This window comes from Pseudomonas sp. NPDC086581, assembly GCF_044746165.1.
Lineage (GTDB): Bacteria > Pseudomonadota > Gammaproteobacteria > Pseudomonadales > Pseudomonadaceae > Pseudomonas.
In genome coordinates, this window is the sequence record NZ_JBIVBR010000001.1 from 277,007 (window position 1) to 290,957 (window position 13,951).

The following is a 13,951-nucleotide window of genomic DNA, read 5'->3' on the forward strand; positions in this document are numbered from 1 at the left end:
CGGGCATGGCCCGCTCCTACAGGGAAATGCCCTACTCCTGGCGGTAGGGCAGCGCCGCGCGGGCCTCTTCGGCGTAGGCCAGAATGCCCGCCCTCTCCCCCACCAGGAATTCCGCCACCGCTTCGCGCAGCCCCGGATGCCCCAGGCGATGCCAGGAGCGCGTGATCACCGGCTCGAAGCCACGGATCAGCTTGTGCTCGCCCTGCGCCCCAGCATCGAAGCGCTTGAGGCCATGGCTGATGGCGAAGTCCAGCCCCTGGTAGAAGCAGGTCTCGAAATGCAGACGGTCGAACTCCGCAAGACAGCCCCAATAACGGCCATACAGCGTGTCACCACCCAGCAGGCTGAAGGCCATGGCCACGGGCCGGCCATTCTGGTGGGCGAAGACCACGCGGATCGCCTCGGGCATGCGCTCGCCGATCAGGCTGAAGAACGGGCGGCTCAGGTAAGGCGCCTGCCCGCGCACCTCATAGGTGCTGCTGTAGCAGGCGTAGACGAAGTCCCAATGCGCCTCGGATAGCTCGCGCCCTTCCATCCAGATGAAATCCAGCCCGAGCCCGGCGACCTGCTCCCGCTCCTTGCGCAATTGCTTGCGCTTGCGCGAGCTGAGCGCGTCGAGGAAGTCCTGGAAATCGCGATAGCTGCGGTTGCTCCAGTGATACTGGCAGCCAAGACGCTCCAGCCACCCATCGGCATCGCGCAGCAGCGCATCGGCGGTGGGGTCGGTGAAGTTCACGTGCACGCCGGAACAATGCCCCTCGTCCACCTCTCCCGCCAAGGCGCCGACCAGACTCAGCGCTGCTTCCGGGGCTCCTAGCAGACGAGCACCACCGACAGGGGTGAAGGGAATGCCCACCAGAAGCTTGGGGTAGTACGCAATGCCAGCTCGCAAGCAGGCATCCGCCCAGCCCCAGTCGAATACGTACTCGCCGTAGGAATGACTCTTCAGATAGGCCGGCACGGCGGCCAGCAGGCGGCCGTCGTCGCCCAGCAGCACACGATGGGACGGCTTCCAGCCGGTCCGACCACCGACACTGCCGCTGTCCTCCAGGGCGGAGAGGAAGGCATGGCGCAGGAACGGCTGGTCGTCCGGCAGCAGGGCATCCCACTGGCGGGCGTCGACTTCACAGAGGCGGGAAAGGGTCTGGATAGGCATGGCCGACAGTCTGGCGCGGGGCGCAGGCGAAGGGAAGATTCGGGCAGGAAATCTCCAGCGAAGGTGACATTCACGTTCGTCGGTATCCGACGGAAAGGCCTGTCGGGTGGACTATGTTGGGGTTAGCAAGGCTTGCCGGCGCGCGACGCCGGCACCGTTCCGCCGCCTGCCGCCCGCTTCGGGCCGCTGGCGAACCGCCAGGAGGACGCCCCATGAGCCTGATGCAATGCGAGTACCGCAAGTACACCATCACTGCCGATGTCGTCGAACACCCCGGCATCCCCACTCCCTGGGCCGCCGGCTGCCACATCACCGCCCCGGACGGGCAGACCACCAAACGCAAGACACTGCCGGTTGAATTCGCCTTCATGTCGGACCTTCAGAAGGCCCAGCACGCGTCCATCGCCCACGGCAAATGGCTGGTGGACCAGAGCCTGGACCACGATCGCCAGCTGTTCTGATCAGTTGTTCGCGTAGCCCGGTTCTTCACTGACGGGCAGTTCCGTCAGGCGTACCTGAAGCGCCAGGAATTCCTGCGCCGATGCCCGCCAGGTCTGCCTGCGCGCCCATTCCACGCAGGCCTGGCGATCCAGCTCCAGCGCCCGCAGGCAGGCACTGCGCAAGTTGGCGTCCATCACCCCGGTTACGCCCTGTTCCAGCACATCCAGCGGTCCCGTCACCGGAAACGCCGCCACTGGCGTGCCGCACGCCAGCGCTTCATACATCACCAGACCGAGGGTGTCGGTCAGCGACGGAAAGGCCAACACGCTGGCGGTGCGGTAAGCCTCGGCGAGGTCGTCGCCATGGCGATAACCGAGGAACTCCACCTGTGGATAAGTTGCTTGCAGCTCAGCACGCTGCGGGCCGTCGCCCACCACTCGCTTGCGCCCCGGCAGGTCGAGAGCGAGGAAGGCTTCGAGATTCTTTTCCCGCGCCAACCGGCCGACATAGAGGAACACCGGCTCCTCCGGCGATGCGCCCTCACCCGGCTGGAAGCGCTGGATATCCACACCCTTGCGCCAGAGCGCGAGGTTGTCGAAGGCGTGATCGACGAAAGTGCCGCGCATTCGTTCGCTGCTCACCAGCACGGCCTGGCTCGGCGCGTGGAAGCGGCGCAGGAAGGCATAGCCCCAGCCCAGCGGCAACCAGGGCCAGCGGGTGTTCACGTATTCGGGAAAGCGCGTGTGGATGGCGCTGCTGAATTTCAGGCCACGGCGCACCAGCCAGCGCCGAGCGGCCCAGCCCAGCGGGCCTTCGGTGGCGAGGTGAACGCAGTCGGGAGCGAAGCGAGTGATCTTCTCGCCCACCTTCCACAGGTCCCACGCCAGCGGAATCTCCGGGTAACTCGGGCACGGGCGGTGGCGGAAGTCCTGGGGTGTGAGCAGGCCGACCACATGGCCCAGCCCTTCCAGCTCGGCCACCAGTGCCTTCAGGCTGGTGACCACGCCATTGACCTGCGGTAGCCAGGCATCGGTGACGATCAGCAGCCTCATGCCGCCGACTCGACCACCACCGGCTCCTCGGCGCGAGCCTGCTCCTCGGCCAGTCGATAGAGCTGGATGCTGCCGTCCCAGTGCTCGATCAGCGCCGAGCAGGATTCCACCCAGTCGCCACAGTTGAGGTATTCCACCTCGCCAATCTGGCGGATTTCCGCGTGGTGGATGTGCCCGCAGACCACGCCGTTGAGACCACGCTTGTGAACCTCATGGGCGATGGCTTCCTCGAAGTCGCTGATGAAGTTCACCGCTGTCTTAACCTTGTGCTTGAGGTACGCCGACAGCGACCAGTAGCCGTAGCCATAGCGTCTGCGCCAGTGGTTGAGCCAGCGGTTGAGGGTCAGGGTGAATTCGTAGGCGGAGTCGCCGAGGAAGGCCAGCCACTTGTGGTAGCGGGTGATCACGTCGAACTGGTCGCCGTGGATCACCAACAGCTGGCGGCCGTCAGCGGTGGTGTGGACGATCTCGTCGACAAGACGGATGTTGCCCAGCAGCAGCGAGGAATACCGGCGCAGGAACTCGTCGTGGTTGCCGGTGACGTAGATCACCTCGGTACCGCGCTTGCTCATGGTCAGCAGGCGGCGGATCACGTTGGTGTGCGCCTGCGGCCAGTAGATGCCGCCACGCAGCTTCCAGCCGTCGATGATGTCGCCCACCAGGTAGATGCGGTCGGCGTGGTAGCGCTTGAGGAAGCCGGCCAGGTGCTCGGCCTGGCAATCGCGGGTGCCCAGGTGGACATCGGATATCCACAGGGTGCGTACCCGTTGTTTCTTCGTCGGCGTCATGCGTTGCGCGCTGCTCATCGTCGGCGACCTCCAGTGGGGTTTCTCCGAGTGTCGACCGGCGCGGTGAAGCGAAGGTGACCGACTCGCGACAGTCCCGTTACAGCCCACGGCGCGCTAGACTGTCAGCCTGCCCGCCAGCCGAAAGCAGCCTGCATGAGCCAGATACTCTCCCTGCGCCACTACAGCCATGACCACCTCGCCCACAGCCACAGCCATGCGCAGCTGGTGCTGGGCTTGTCCGGCAGCCTGGATTTCGAAGTGGGCGGTCGCGGCAGCCTGGTAACCCGGCAGACCTTCGCGGTGGTCCCGCGTGACGAGCACCACGCCTGCGCCAGCCCCGATGGCAGCCGCTGCCTGGTGGTGGACCTGGAGGACGAGGAAGATCTGCTCGGCGGCCTCGGCCTGCACAGCGATGCCGGCCGCCGCCTGCTGGAAACCCCCGGCCAGCGCCTGCTCAGCAACGACCAGGCGCAGCTGGTGCACTGGCTCGCCGGCAGCTCGCTGCATGACCCGGTGCTGGCGCGCCAGGGCGCCATCCTGCTGCTTGCCAGCCTCGCCGCCGGCCAGCAGCGCCTCGACGAACCGGCGCAACTGCCGCTGGCCAGCCTCGACAGCTACATCGACCGCCATGCCGCGCACCCGCTGCAGGTGGCCGACCTGGCGCGCCTCGCCGGGCTGTCCGCCGCGCGCTTCCACGCGCGCTTCCTCGCCGAAACCGGGCAGACGCCGATGGACTACGTGCGCCAGCGCCGCCTGCAACTGGGTCGCGACCTGCTGCGCGGCTCGCACCAGTCGGTTGGCGAGATCGCCGCACAGGTCGGCTACACCTCGCAGAGCGCCTTCACTGCCGCCCTGGTCCGCCAGTTCGGCACCACCCCGCGCCAACTGCGTCAGCAGTCGCGCGACAATTCCCGCTAGCCGCGCGACAGACAGCCGCGCGCCAACAACCTAGACTGCCGGCAATCAAGCAGACCAGCAGGAGTCGCGATGTCGGCAGACACCATCGAGTGGCAGGATTTCGAGCGCGTCGAACTGCGCGTGGGCACCATCGTCCAGGTCGAACCCAATGTGAAGGCGCGCAAGCCTGCATACATCCTCCAGGTCGACCTCGGCCCGCTGGGAATCAAGACCTCCAGCGCGCAGATCACCGCGCATTACGAAGCCGACGAGTTGATCGGCCGCCAGGTGCTCTGCGTGTGCAACTTCGAGCCCAAATCCATCGCTGGCGTGCGCTCGGAAGTGCTGGTCACCGGCGCCTACGACAGCGACGAGAAAGTGGTGCTGGCCGGTTTCGACAAGCCGCTGCCCAATGGCGCGCGACTGGCCTGACCCTCGTCTTACCGCGTGCCGGCTGGCCCGGCGCGCCTTCCTCTTTCCAGACAAGGCCCCGCCACGACTGTCGGCGGGAGCTCAGGCATGAAGCGCGTTACTGAACTCACTCCCCGCGGCGCCCTGATCGGCCTGCACATCGGCGCCCTGATGTTCGGGCTGTCCGGCATCTTCGGCAAACTCATCCTCGCCGGCCCCCTGGTCATCGTCTTCGGCCGCGCGCTGTTCGGTTCACTTTCACTGGCAGCAGTGTTCGCCGGGCACTTGCGTCAGCAGAAGCGCCCCACGCTGAAACAGGCGGCCATGCTGGTGGGCGGCGGCGTGCTGCTGTGCACGCACTGGCTGACCTTCTTCCTCGCGGTGAAGGTGGGCAACGTCGCCGTGGCTACCCTCGGCTTCGCCAGCTTCCCGGCCTTCACCGTGTTGCTGGAAGGCCTGCTGTTCCGCGAACGGATCCGCAAGGGCGAGTACCTGGTGGTGGCGCTGGTGTGCATTGGTCTGGTGATGGTCACGCCGACCCTCGACCTGCGCGACGGCGCCACCGCCGGCCTGCTCTGGGGCACGCTCTCCGGTCTGCTGTTCGCCCTGCTGTCGCTGGCCAACCGAGTGAGCGTGCGCGGCATCGACCCGATCCAGGCGGCGCTGTGCCAGAACCTGACGATCATCGCCTGCCTGCTGCCGTTGGTGCTGTTCGACCTGCCTTCGGTACGCGGGATGGACTGGCTCTGGCTGATCGCACTCGGCGTGCTCTGCACCGGCGTCGCCCACAGCCTGTTCGTCGCGAGCTTACGGCTGATCAAGGCGCGCACGGCGGCGGTGATCTTCGCCCTGGAGCCGGTCTACGGTATCGCCTTCGCCACCGTACTGTTCGGCGAAGAGCCGAGCCTGCGCATGCTGGCGGGCGGCGTGTTGATCATCTTCGCGACCTTCCTCAGCGCCCGCGGCTCGCACTGAGCAGGGCTTTCTGTAGGAGCGAGCTTGCTCGCGAACGCATCCTGCTCCGCTGCCAAGCGGTTCGCGAGCAAGCTCGCTCCTACAAGGGCGGAATCGGTGCGTGAGGCAAAAAAGAAGGCCGCCCCGCAGCGCGCGAAACTCGAACCTTGCCCCGGGGAGGGAATGCCAAGGATTCATCGCACGACAGCCTGCGTGGCGGCCTGTTCGGTGGGTGCCTGTGGATATTCTCGCGCGCGCTTCCCCTGCGCAGTGTCAGCACGGGGTAAAGACTGGGTAAAAAACCCGTTACACGCGGTGTCAGTGCGGCTGCAAAAGCCAGTGGCAATAGCGCTGCACGCCCTCCTCCACACCCATCATCGGCGCCCGGTAGCCCGCCTCGCGGAGGAAGGCGATATCGGCGCAGGTGTAGCACTGGTACTTGCCACGCAGCTCATCCGGGAACTCGGTGTATTCCAGCAATCCGGCGCGGATCGCCGCTTCCAGCGTCAGCGGCTGCAGGTCCTGCTGCTCACGCAAGGTGTTGATCACCGCCAGGGCCACGTCGTTGAACGACTGGGCGCGGCCGCTGCCGAGGTTGAAGATGCCGCTGCGCTCGGGGTTCTCGAGGAAGTGCAAGTTGACCTTCGCCACATCCTCAACCGAGACGAAATCGCGCAGGTGGCCGCCGGCCGGATAGTCGCCATACTCGCCGAACAGCTTGACCTTTCCGGTCTCGCGGAACTGGTTGAAGCAATGGAAGGCCACCGAGGCCATGCGGCCCTTGTGCTGCTCGCGCGGGCCATAGACGTTGAAGTAGCGGAAACCGGCAACCTGGGTGCGAGCAGTGGGCAGCACCTTGCGCACGCGCTGGTCGAAGAGAAACTTCGAATAGCCGTAGACGTTCAGCGGCTTCTCGCAGGAGCGCATCTCGCGGAACTCATGGCCACCGCCGTATACCGCTGCCGACGAGGCATAGAGGAACGGCACGCCCAGCGACAGGCTGGCGTCCAGCAACTCGCAGCTGTAGCGGTAGTTGTTGTCCATCATGTAGCGCCCGTCGCGTTCCATGGTGCTGGAGCAGGCACCCTGGTGCAGCAGTGCGCGCACCACGCCGAAGTCGCCGCGGGCGTAGCGCTCGATGAAATCGCGCTTGTCGAGGTAATCGCCGATGTCGCAGTCGGCGAGGTTGGCGAACTTGTCGCCTTCGGTCAGGTCGTCGACTGCGATGATGTCGGTCTCGCCGCGCTGGTTCAGCGCCTTGACGAGGTTGCTGCCGATGAACCCGGCAGCGCCTGTGACGATGATGCTCATGGCGGGCATCCTTTGCGGAGAATGGATGCCACCAGCCTAAAAGCGAGACGCAAGTCTCCTTTTGATGTGAAGCAAAGAAGTTAGCCAGCTATCGAATTAATCTGCCGGGCGGTACAGCCCGGATTCAGGAGCGGTCGTTGTGGCCCAGGTCGCGCTGCGGATCGATGCGGTCGCGCACCCGCTGCTTGAGCACCTTCGCCTCGGGGAAACCGCCGTCGACCTTGCGCTCCCAGATCTGCTCGCCGTCGCAGGTGATCTGGAAGATCCCACCGGTACCCGGTACCAGGCTGACCTTGCCCAGGTCGTCGCCAAAAGTGCTCAGCAGCTCCTGCGCGAGCCAGGCGGCGCGTAGCAGCCACTGGCACTGGGTGCAATAGGTGATGACGATTTCGGCTTTGGCTTCGGACATGAATCAGACTCTGCTGTAGGACGCGAACCTATAATACCGCTCTGAAACGCCCTACCGGACTCATCTCTTCATGCGCCGACTGCTGTTCGCCCTCCTCCTGATCCTTCCCCTTGGCGCCCTGGCGGCGAACACCCCACCGAAGATCGGCCTGGTCCTCTCCGGCGGCGCGGCGCGCGGCCTGGCGCACATCGGCGTGCTCAAGGCGCTGGACGAACAGGGCATCCATGTCGACGCTATCGCCGGCACCAGCATGGGCGCGGTGATCGGCGGCCTGTACGCGGCGGGCTATACGCCCAAGGAGCTGGAACAGCTGGCCCTGGGACTGGACTGGAAACAGGCGCTGTCCGACTCGCCACCGCGGGTCGACGTACCTTTCCGCCGCAAACAGGACGACCGCGACTTTCTGGTAAAGCAGAAGCTCAGTTTCCGCGACGACGGCACCCTCGGCCTGCCGCTGGGCGCGATCCAGGGGCAGAACCTGTCGATGCTGCTGGAAAGCCTGCTGGTCCACACCAGCGATACGCGCAACTTCGACCAGTTGGCGATCCCCTTCCGCGCGGTGGCCACTGACATCTCCACCGGCGAGAAGGTGGTGTTCAGCAAGGGCCACCTGCCCCAGGCGATCCGCGCCAGCATGTCGATCCCGGCGGTGTTCGCGCCGGTGGACGTCAACGGCAAGCTGCTGGTGGACGGCGGCATGGTCGACAACATCCCGGTGGACGTGGCGCGGCAGATGGGTGTCGACGTGGTCATCGTGGTCGACATCGGCAACCCGCTGCTGGACCGCAAGCAGCTGACCACAGTGGTGGACATGCTCAACCAATCCGTCACCCTGATGACCCGCAAGAACTCCGAGGCGCAGCTGGCCACCCTGAAGTCCAGCGACATCCTGGTGCAGCCGCCGCTGAGCGGCTACAGCTCCACCGACTTCGGCCGCGTGCCGCAGCTGATCGACGCCGGCTACCGCGCGACCAGCATCCTCGCCCCGCGCCTGGCGACGCTGCGCAAGCCCGCCGATGCCGAGGCGGTCGCGCTCACCGAAGCGCGCGCGCCGGGCGAACGGCAACCGGTGATCGACCGGATCAAGGTGGAGAACAATTCCAAGGTCAGCGACGACGTCATCCTCCATTACATCCGCCAGCCGCTGGGCGAGCACCTGGACCTGGAGCGCCTGCAGCGTGACATGAGCACCCTCTACGGCCTGGACTACTTCGACCAGGTGCAGTACCGCGTGGTGCACAACAAGCCGGGCGCGGACGGCAAGTCCGACAATGTGCTGGTGATCCACGCGTACGGAAAGCGCGGCGGCACCGACTACCTGCGCCTGGGGCTGAACCTCTCCGACGACCTGCGCGGCGACAGCACTTTCAACGTCGGCGGAAGCTACCGCATGAACGGCATCAACCGCCTCGGCGCGGAATGGCTGACGCGCCTGCAGATTGGCGACCGCCAGGAACTCTACAGCGAGTTCTACCAGCCGCTGGACGTGGGCTCGCGCTACTTCGTCGCGCCCTTCCTGTTCAACCAGGCGCAGAACGTCGAGGCCACCGACAACGACGATCCCATCGCCGAATACCGGCTGGAGCGCTACGGCTATGGTCTAAACCTAGGCCGGCAGATCGCCAACAACGGCGAATTCCGCCTCGGCGTGGCCCAGGCCTTCGGCAAGGCCGACGTGCGCGTGGGCGAGCAGGACCTGCCCGACTACCACTTCAACGAAGGCTACGCCCATCTGCAGTATTCCTTCGACACCATGGACAACGTGGACTTCCCCCGCGAGGGCGAGAACATCCAGACCTCCTTCCGCGAGCACACGCCGTCCCTGGGCGATGACGACCGCTACCGGCAATGGGAATTCCAGCTCGACAAGGCGCTGAGCAGCGGGCCGAACACCTGGGTGCTGGGTGGCGGCTACGGCCGAACCATCGATGACGCCAACGTGGTGGTGTCGAGCTTCCTGCTTGGCGGCGCGCGGCAGCTCTCCGGCTACCGCCAGGACGCGCTGGCCGGACAGAACTACAGCCTCGGCCGGGTCATCTATTACCGGCGCATGACCGAGCGCTCCTTCCTCCCACTGGACTTCCCTTTCTACCTGGGCGGCAGCCTGGAGCGCGGGCGGGTATGGAACAACGACAACAGCTACGACACCGGCTACGTCAACGCCGGCAGCATTCTCATGGGTTTCGAGACGCCCCTGGGGCCGCTGTCCTTCAGCTACGGTCTGAACGATGCGAGCGAGCACGCGGTGTACATCAACCTGGGGCGTAATTTCTGAAGCATACGCTCGGTGGCTCCGTGTAGGACCAGGAACAATTTCCCGCAGGTATGAAAAAGCCCGGCATTGGCCGGGCTTTTTCATACGCGGTGAGGCTCAGGCAATCAGCGCCAGCAGCTCTCTCGCTTCGGCCTTGGCCTTGGAGTCGCCGCTAGCGATCACCTGCTTGAGGATGCCGTAGGCCTCTTCCAGGTTGCCTTGGTCGATGCACTGGCGGGCGCGATCGAGGCTCGCCAGCAGTTCGTCGTGCTCGTGGCCGATATCGTCCGGCAGGTCGAAGGTCAGCTCCTCCTCCACGCCCATGGCCTTGCCGCCATGACCGAACATCTCGCCGTGCTCGCCCAGGTCCAGCTCGGTGATTTCCGGCAGCTCATGCAGATTGCTGCGAAAGTCCGACGGCACTTCCTGCGCGGCTTTAGGTGCGGCAGCCTTGCCTTGCCTGTTGGAGTCGAAGGGGTTGTCGAGTTTGTCCCAATCCAGGTCCAGCGACAGGTCGCTCAGGTTCATCGCGAAGTCCGGTTGGTCCTGCGCAGCCTTGGGTTGTTCCACGGGCGTGGTCGCGGGTTCGCCGAGCTCCAGGTCGTCCCAATCGGTCAGAGTCTCGCCGGTGGGCGGCTGCAGGCTGTCTTCCGGACGAATCAGCATCGCCGGGTAACGCGACTTGAGCTGGTCAATCTGCTTCTGGTCTCCGCCGACAGCCACCAGCGCGTGCTCTTCCTCATGGAAGCCAGCCACATCGCCCAGCTCAGCCAATACCAGCAGCAGCTTCATGCGCAGCTCGCGGCGATTCGGCTCGGCGTTGACGGCCTTGCGCAGCATATCGCGGGCCTGGGTGAAGCGGCCGTAGGCGATGTAGATATCCGCACCTTCCAGGCTGTCCGCGCTGGCGGCGGGCAAACGGGCGACGCCGGGCTCCGGTGTCGCGACAACCACCGGATGCGGCGTCGGCACGGGAGCCACAACAGCAGCAGCCAGCGGCTTGACCTGCGGAAGCGGCTTCACCGGCTCAGGCGCGGCCGCGCGCAGGGGCGGCATCTCGACCGGTTTTTCCTCGCGTTTGCGGCGGGCGAACAGCAGCCCGACCAGCAGCGCGCCAAGGGCGCCGGCGCCCAGCCAGGGCCAGTAATTGAAACCGGAGCCCTGCGCATCCTGCGCTGGAGTTGCCGGCTGCGCGACGCTCGGAGCGTGATTGTCCTGTTGCGCCGGCACCACGGAATTGGGGGCGGCGGGCACGGCATTGGTCGAGGCGTTGCCGGTCGGTGCGGAGGCTGCCGGGGCATTGCCCACGGTATCCGTGCCGTGGCGGCGATCCAGTTCGGCCTGCAGCGACTGTACCTGCTGGTCGCGGCTCTGCAGGGCCTGCTGGAGGGATACCAGTTGCTTCTGCAGGTCGTCCATGCGCTGGTTCATCTGGTCGCGCTGGGCGTTGGCCAGGAGCAGGTCGGCTTCCACTTTATTGGCGACGTTCGCATCGGCGACCGGTGCGGCAGCGTTGCCCTGGGCCTGAGCCGGAGCGCTGGCCGCAGCAGTGGCAGGTGCCTGCGGTGCGCCATCGGCGGCCGGCGCGGGAGCGGAAGCAGCAGGCTGCGGCGCCGAGGCCGTGTTGGCGCTGCCGGCGTGCTGCTGGCCCTGCGGCAGGACCAGCGTTTGACCCACCTTCAGGCGGTGCGGGTCACCATTGACGAAGGCCTGCGGATTCAGCGCGACGATGCTGTCCATCAGTTGCGCGCGCGAGGCGCCACTGCCCGTCAGACGCGAACTGATCTTCCACAGCGTGTCATTGCGCACCGTGGTGTAGCGGCCATCACCCGCCGGCAGCGGCGGTTGTGCCGGCGCGCGGTGCACGGGCTCCGAGCGGTAGGCGTCAGGACGGTAACCCGAAGAGCGCGAAGGCGCGACGTCGCGCGCCGCGACATTGGCGGCCACGCTGCGGTTGGCGCTGTACTCCGGCGGATCGATCAGCACGGTGTACTCGCGCAGCATGCGACCGTTGGGGCGCTCCACAGCGATCAGGAAATTCAGGTAAGGCTCGTGTACCGGTTGCGTGGACATCACCTTGATGTAACCACGACCATTGCGGATCACCGGCGTGAAACGCAGGTTCTGCAGGAACACGAAGCGATCGACGCCAGCGTTCTCGTAGTCCTCGGGACTCGCGAGTTTGGCGATGAGTTCGTCGGAGGTCATGTCGCCGGTTTCGAGCAGGGCGATCTCGGCATCCAGCGGCTGGTTCAGCCCGGAGTGCAGCGTGATATCGCCGAGCCCGAGGGCATTCGCGTGAGCGGAGACAAAAACCGAAAGTGCGGCAAGCGTCAGCGGAATTCTATTTATTCGAGCCATAACCCCATCCCATTGTCCGGGTCTGCACGCCATTCCCTGACCACTCAAGAGCGGCAGGTTGAACCTGTCCACACACTGGACCCATGCCGGACTGCAGACCACAACGCACCACTCCTCTGTACCTTGCAGGGTACAGGCCGTCTGATATCACGGATTAGGTGGTGGCCAGGGTTTGGTCAAGATAAATCGTCGAAAAACCGGCGAATGGTTAGGGGGTGGATAGCGAATGGCCAGCGGCCCGGTAAGGGACCGCCAGAAAAATGGCTACTTTACCCGAATAACGTGACGAATTGCTCAGTTTCGCTCGAGATTGCCGAGAATCCGGCTGAGCGTTTTTTGACACAGCGCGATTTCTTCTTCCGATATCCCCGACAGCACTTCATTGCGAACGGCGGCGGCAATGTTTTCGATATCGGCGATAAGAACGTCTGCCTTGGGGGTGAGGGCGATGCGTTTGGCGCGGCGATCTTCGGCCACTGCCTGGCGACGGACCAACCCCTGGGCTTCGAGACCATCGAGCAGGCGGGCCAGTGTCGGACCTTCGACACCTACCGACTGGGCCAGCTCGCGCTGGGTCGGGGCGGCGGCGTGACGGGCCAGGTGCAGCAGCACCAGCCAGCGAGCCTGGGACAGGCCGAGGTGGCTGAGACGCCGGTCGAGCTCGGCCCGCCATGCACGCGAAGCCTGGGCCAGTTGGGTACCGAAATAGTGCTTATCGTTGTCTGACATTGTGCTGCGTACGGTAGGAGGTTGGTCGGCTAATTGATTTGACTAATTATTAGCCAGCTAATCAAGCCCGTACAATGACAGATTGTCGCAGGGTGTAAATCGTTGTCTCACCATTTCGCATACTGGTCTTCGACGAACCCCCAAAGATTCTCGATGCGCACCTCGGCTTGCCCCACCGGGCGCAGCACGCCGGTGAAGCGCCCGAATATCTGCTTGAAGTTGCTGGCCAGCACACCAAGATTGAGGCGTTCCTGGTGCAGGCCGTGAGCCTCGAAGCACAGCTCGACCTGACCGTCGTAGGAACGAATGGTCCAGGGCTTGAGTGGATGGTCACGGTCGAACTCGAAGCGCACCGTGTCGACTTTCACCAGTTTGCCATCGAGCCAGTAGCAGTTCTCGGTAAAGCTGGTCTCGTTGACGCCACACGACAAGTTCAGGCCGATGCGCCGGCCCGCGGTCTCGCCGGACAGGCAGGCCCAGTTCCAGAACGTCTCGCGGCGCATGTAGCCGGCGGACCAGTCGTGGTGCGCGTAGGCATCCAGCTCGCGCAGGTCGTAGTTGCCCAGCGCGCTGCGTACCTCGCCGTGGCAATGCACGCCGGCCACCTTGCGCGCGTAGACCCAGCCGTTCACCGCCGTCGGCGTGCAGATGCTCATGGGCTCGAAGACCGGTTCCTCCTCGCTGAAGCGCGCGTCTATGCGTGTGCCGTCGTCCAGTTCGACCAGCAGGCGCTTCTCGAAGGGCGAGGAGCTGTTCTCCAGGCGCAACAGGTTGCGCCCCTGGCGCAGTTCACAGACGCCATCGTTGGGTGCCTGCGAGAAATTCGTCCCCATGCCCAGCGGGCACTTGAACTGGCGCTCGATCATCCGCCCGCTCTCGGGGTGGTAGAGGTAGACGAAACCGATGGTGAGCAGGCTGACATCCGCCAGTGCACATCCGCCGATCAGCGTCGGGCTGATCAGGCCGAAGTACTGGAACTGGTGAAAGCTGCGCCACTTGCTCAGCGCACCGAGGCGACGGCCCATCGGCGAGCGGAAGTCGAAGTCGCGGTAATTGATGGTCGCCGGGGTGCCGGGAAAGATGCCGTAGTGCGGTTGGCCGTTGGGCTGGATCAGCTGCTGCATGGGCTCGGGCTCGGTGGCGGGATGCGGCGCATGCTAGCACCGCGCCTGCGCGCGCCGCAGTCAC

The 13,951-nt window shown here is 65.2% G+C and carries 13 protein-coding genes; 5 read left to right on the forward strand and 8 right to left on the reverse strand.

What is annotated here, in order from left to right:
* Positions 1–31 precede the first annotated feature (31 nt).
* A complete protein-coding gene (locus tag ACIPK7_RS01255) occupies positions 32–1,156 on the reverse strand; it encodes a GNAT family N-acetyltransferase (RefSeq protein ID WP_401084603.1) in 1,125 nt (374 codons plus the stop codon).
* Between the two features lie 212 nt (positions 1,157–1,368).
* Between ACIPK7_RS01255 and ACIPK7_RS01260 the strand changes: the two genes are divergently transcribed.
* Positions 1,369–1,617 carry a hypothetical protein gene (locus ACIPK7_RS01260; protein ID WP_192430399.1) on the forward strand — a complete coding sequence of 83 codons (249 nt, stop codon included), beginning with the start codon at positions 1,369–1,371 and terminating at the stop codon, positions 1,615–1,617.
* Here ACIPK7_RS01260 and ACIPK7_RS01265 read toward each other — a convergent pair whose 3' ends face one another.
* Both ACIPK7_RS01265 and ACIPK7_RS01270 read right to left on the reverse strand, forming a co-directional pair.
* A complete protein-coding gene (locus ACIPK7_RS01265) occupies positions 1,618–2,649 on the reverse strand; it encodes a glycosyltransferase family 1 protein (RefSeq protein WP_192430400.1) in 1,032 nt (343 codons plus the stop codon).
* Complete coding sequence (locus ACIPK7_RS01270) at positions 2,646–3,455, reverse strand: UDP-2,3-diacylglucosamine diphosphatase (RefSeq protein ID WP_401084606.1); 810 nt, start codon at positions 3,453–3,455, stop codon at positions 2,646–2,648. Before ACIPK7_RS01270 ends, ACIPK7_RS01265 begins: the two co-directional genes overlap by 4 nt.
* A 135-nt stretch (positions 3,456–3,590) precedes the next feature.
* On the opposite strand from ACIPK7_RS01270, the gene ACIPK7_RS01275 reads away from it, so the two are divergent.
* The 3 genes from ACIPK7_RS01275 (at position 3,591) to ACIPK7_RS01285 (ending at position 5,720) form a co-directional block, all read left to right on the forward strand.
* Positions 3,591–4,355: an AraC family transcriptional regulator gene (locus ACIPK7_RS01275; protein WP_401084609.1), complete on the forward strand. Its 765-nt coding sequence runs from the start codon at positions 3,591–3,593 to the stop codon at positions 4,353–4,355.
* 69 nt (positions 4,356–4,424) lie between these two features.
* Complete coding sequence (locus ACIPK7_RS01280; RefSeq protein ID WP_401084611.1) at positions 4,425–4,766, forward strand: tRNA-binding protein; 342 nt, start codon at positions 4,425–4,427, stop codon at positions 4,764–4,766.
* A gap of 87 nt (positions 4,767–4,853) precedes the next feature.
* The gene (locus tag ACIPK7_RS01285) at positions 4,854–5,720 is read left to right on the forward strand and encodes a DMT family transporter (protein WP_401084614.1); all 867 of its coding nucleotides are present in this window, start codon (positions 4,854–4,856) and stop codon (positions 5,718–5,720) included.
* A 297-nt stretch (positions 5,721–6,017) separates the two neighbouring features.
* Here the strand turns inward: ACIPK7_RS01285 and rfaD are convergent, their stop codons facing one another.
* Positions 6,018–7,010 carry an ADP-glyceromanno-heptose 6-epimerase gene (gene rfaD / locus ACIPK7_RS01290; protein ID WP_401084617.1) on the reverse strand — a complete coding sequence of 331 codons (993 nt, stop codon included), beginning with the start codon at positions 7,008–7,010 and terminating at the stop codon, positions 6,018–6,020.
* Between the two features lie 124 nt (positions 7,011–7,134).
* Positions 7,135–7,419 (reverse strand): SelT/SelW/SelH family protein, encoded by a 285-nt coding sequence (locus ACIPK7_RS01295; RefSeq protein ID WP_401084620.1) that lies wholly within the window; start codon positions 7,417–7,419, stop codon positions 7,135–7,137.
* 70 nt (positions 7,420–7,489) lie between these two features.
* On the opposite strand from ACIPK7_RS01295, the gene ACIPK7_RS01300 reads away from it, so the two are divergent.
* Entirely contained in the window at positions 7,490–9,694 is a 2,205-nt protein-coding gene (locus tag ACIPK7_RS01300; RefSeq protein WP_401084623.1) for a patatin-like phospholipase family protein, read from the forward strand.
* Between the two features lie 96 nt (positions 9,695–9,790).
* Here the strand turns inward: ACIPK7_RS01300 and ACIPK7_RS01305 are convergent, their stop codons facing one another.
* From ACIPK7_RS01305 to ACIPK7_RS01315, 3 genes are all read right to left on the reverse strand, one after another.
* Entirely contained in the window at positions 9,791–12,034 is a 2,244-nt protein-coding gene (locus ACIPK7_RS01305; RefSeq protein ID WP_192430407.1) for a FimV/HubP family polar landmark protein, read from the reverse strand.
* A gap of 294 nt (positions 12,035–12,328) precedes the next feature.
* Positions 12,329–12,763, reverse strand: coding sequence for a transcriptional regulator SlyA (gene slyA / locus ACIPK7_RS01310; protein ID WP_192430408.1), 435 nt, complete (start codon positions 12,761–12,763; stop codon positions 12,329–12,331).
* 107 nt (positions 12,764–12,870) lie between these two features.
* Positions 12,871–13,887: a DUF2804 domain-containing protein gene (locus ACIPK7_RS01315; RefSeq protein WP_401084626.1), complete on the reverse strand. Its 1,017-nt coding sequence runs from the start codon at positions 13,885–13,887 to the stop codon at positions 12,871–12,873.
* Between the last annotated feature and the right edge of the window lie 64 nt (positions 13,888–13,951).

Bases quoted from the DNA above. Each gene is read 5' to 3' on its own strand.
- ACIPK7_RS01305 (WP_192430407.1), bottom strand. From the start codon at position 12,034: ATGGCTCGAATAAATAGAATTCCGCTGACGCTTGCCGCACTTTCGGTT.
- ACIPK7_RS01260 (WP_192430399.1), top strand. From the start codon at position 1,369: ATGAGCCTGATGCAATGCGAGTACCGCAAGTACACCATCACTGCCGAT.
- ACIPK7_RS01255 (WP_401084603.1), bottom strand. From the start codon at position 1,156: ATGCCTATCCAGACCCTTTCCCGCCTCTGTGAAGTCGACGCCCGCCAG.
- ACIPK7_RS01270 (WP_401084606.1), bottom strand. From the start codon at position 3,455: ATGAGCAGCGCGCAACGCATGACGCCGACGAAGAAACAACGGGTACGC.
- ACIPK7_RS01300 (WP_401084623.1), top strand. From the start codon at position 7,490: ATGCGCCGACTGCTGTTCGCCCTCCTCCTGATCCTTCCCCTTGGCGCC.
- slyA (WP_192430408.1), bottom strand. From the start codon at position 12,763: ATGTCAGACAACGATAAGCACTATTTCGGTACCCAACTGGCCCAGGCT.
- ACIPK7_RS01265 (WP_192430400.1), bottom strand. From the start codon at position 2,649: ATGAGGCTGCTGATCGTCACCGATGCCTGGCTACCGCAGGTCAATGGC.
- ACIPK7_RS01315 (WP_401084626.1), bottom strand. From the start codon at position 13,887: ATGCAGCAGCTGATCCAGCCCAACGGCCAACCGCACTACGGCATCTTT.
- ACIPK7_RS01275 (WP_401084609.1), top strand. From the start codon at position 3,591: ATGAGCCAGATACTCTCCCTGCGCCACTACAGCCATGACCACCTCGCC.
- ACIPK7_RS01285 (WP_401084614.1), top strand. From the start codon at position 4,854: ATGAAGCGCGTTACTGAACTCACTCCCCGCGGCGCCCTGATCGGCCTG.
- rfaD (WP_401084617.1), bottom strand. From the start codon at position 7,010: ATGAGCATCATCGTCACAGGCGCTGCCGGGTTCATCGGCAGCAACCTC.
- ACIPK7_RS01280 (WP_401084611.1), top strand. From the start codon at position 4,425: ATGTCGGCAGACACCATCGAGTGGCAGGATTTCGAGCGCGTCGAACTG.
- ACIPK7_RS01295 (WP_401084620.1), bottom strand. From the start codon at position 7,419: ATGTCCGAAGCCAAAGCCGAAATCGTCATCACCTATTGCACCCAGTGC.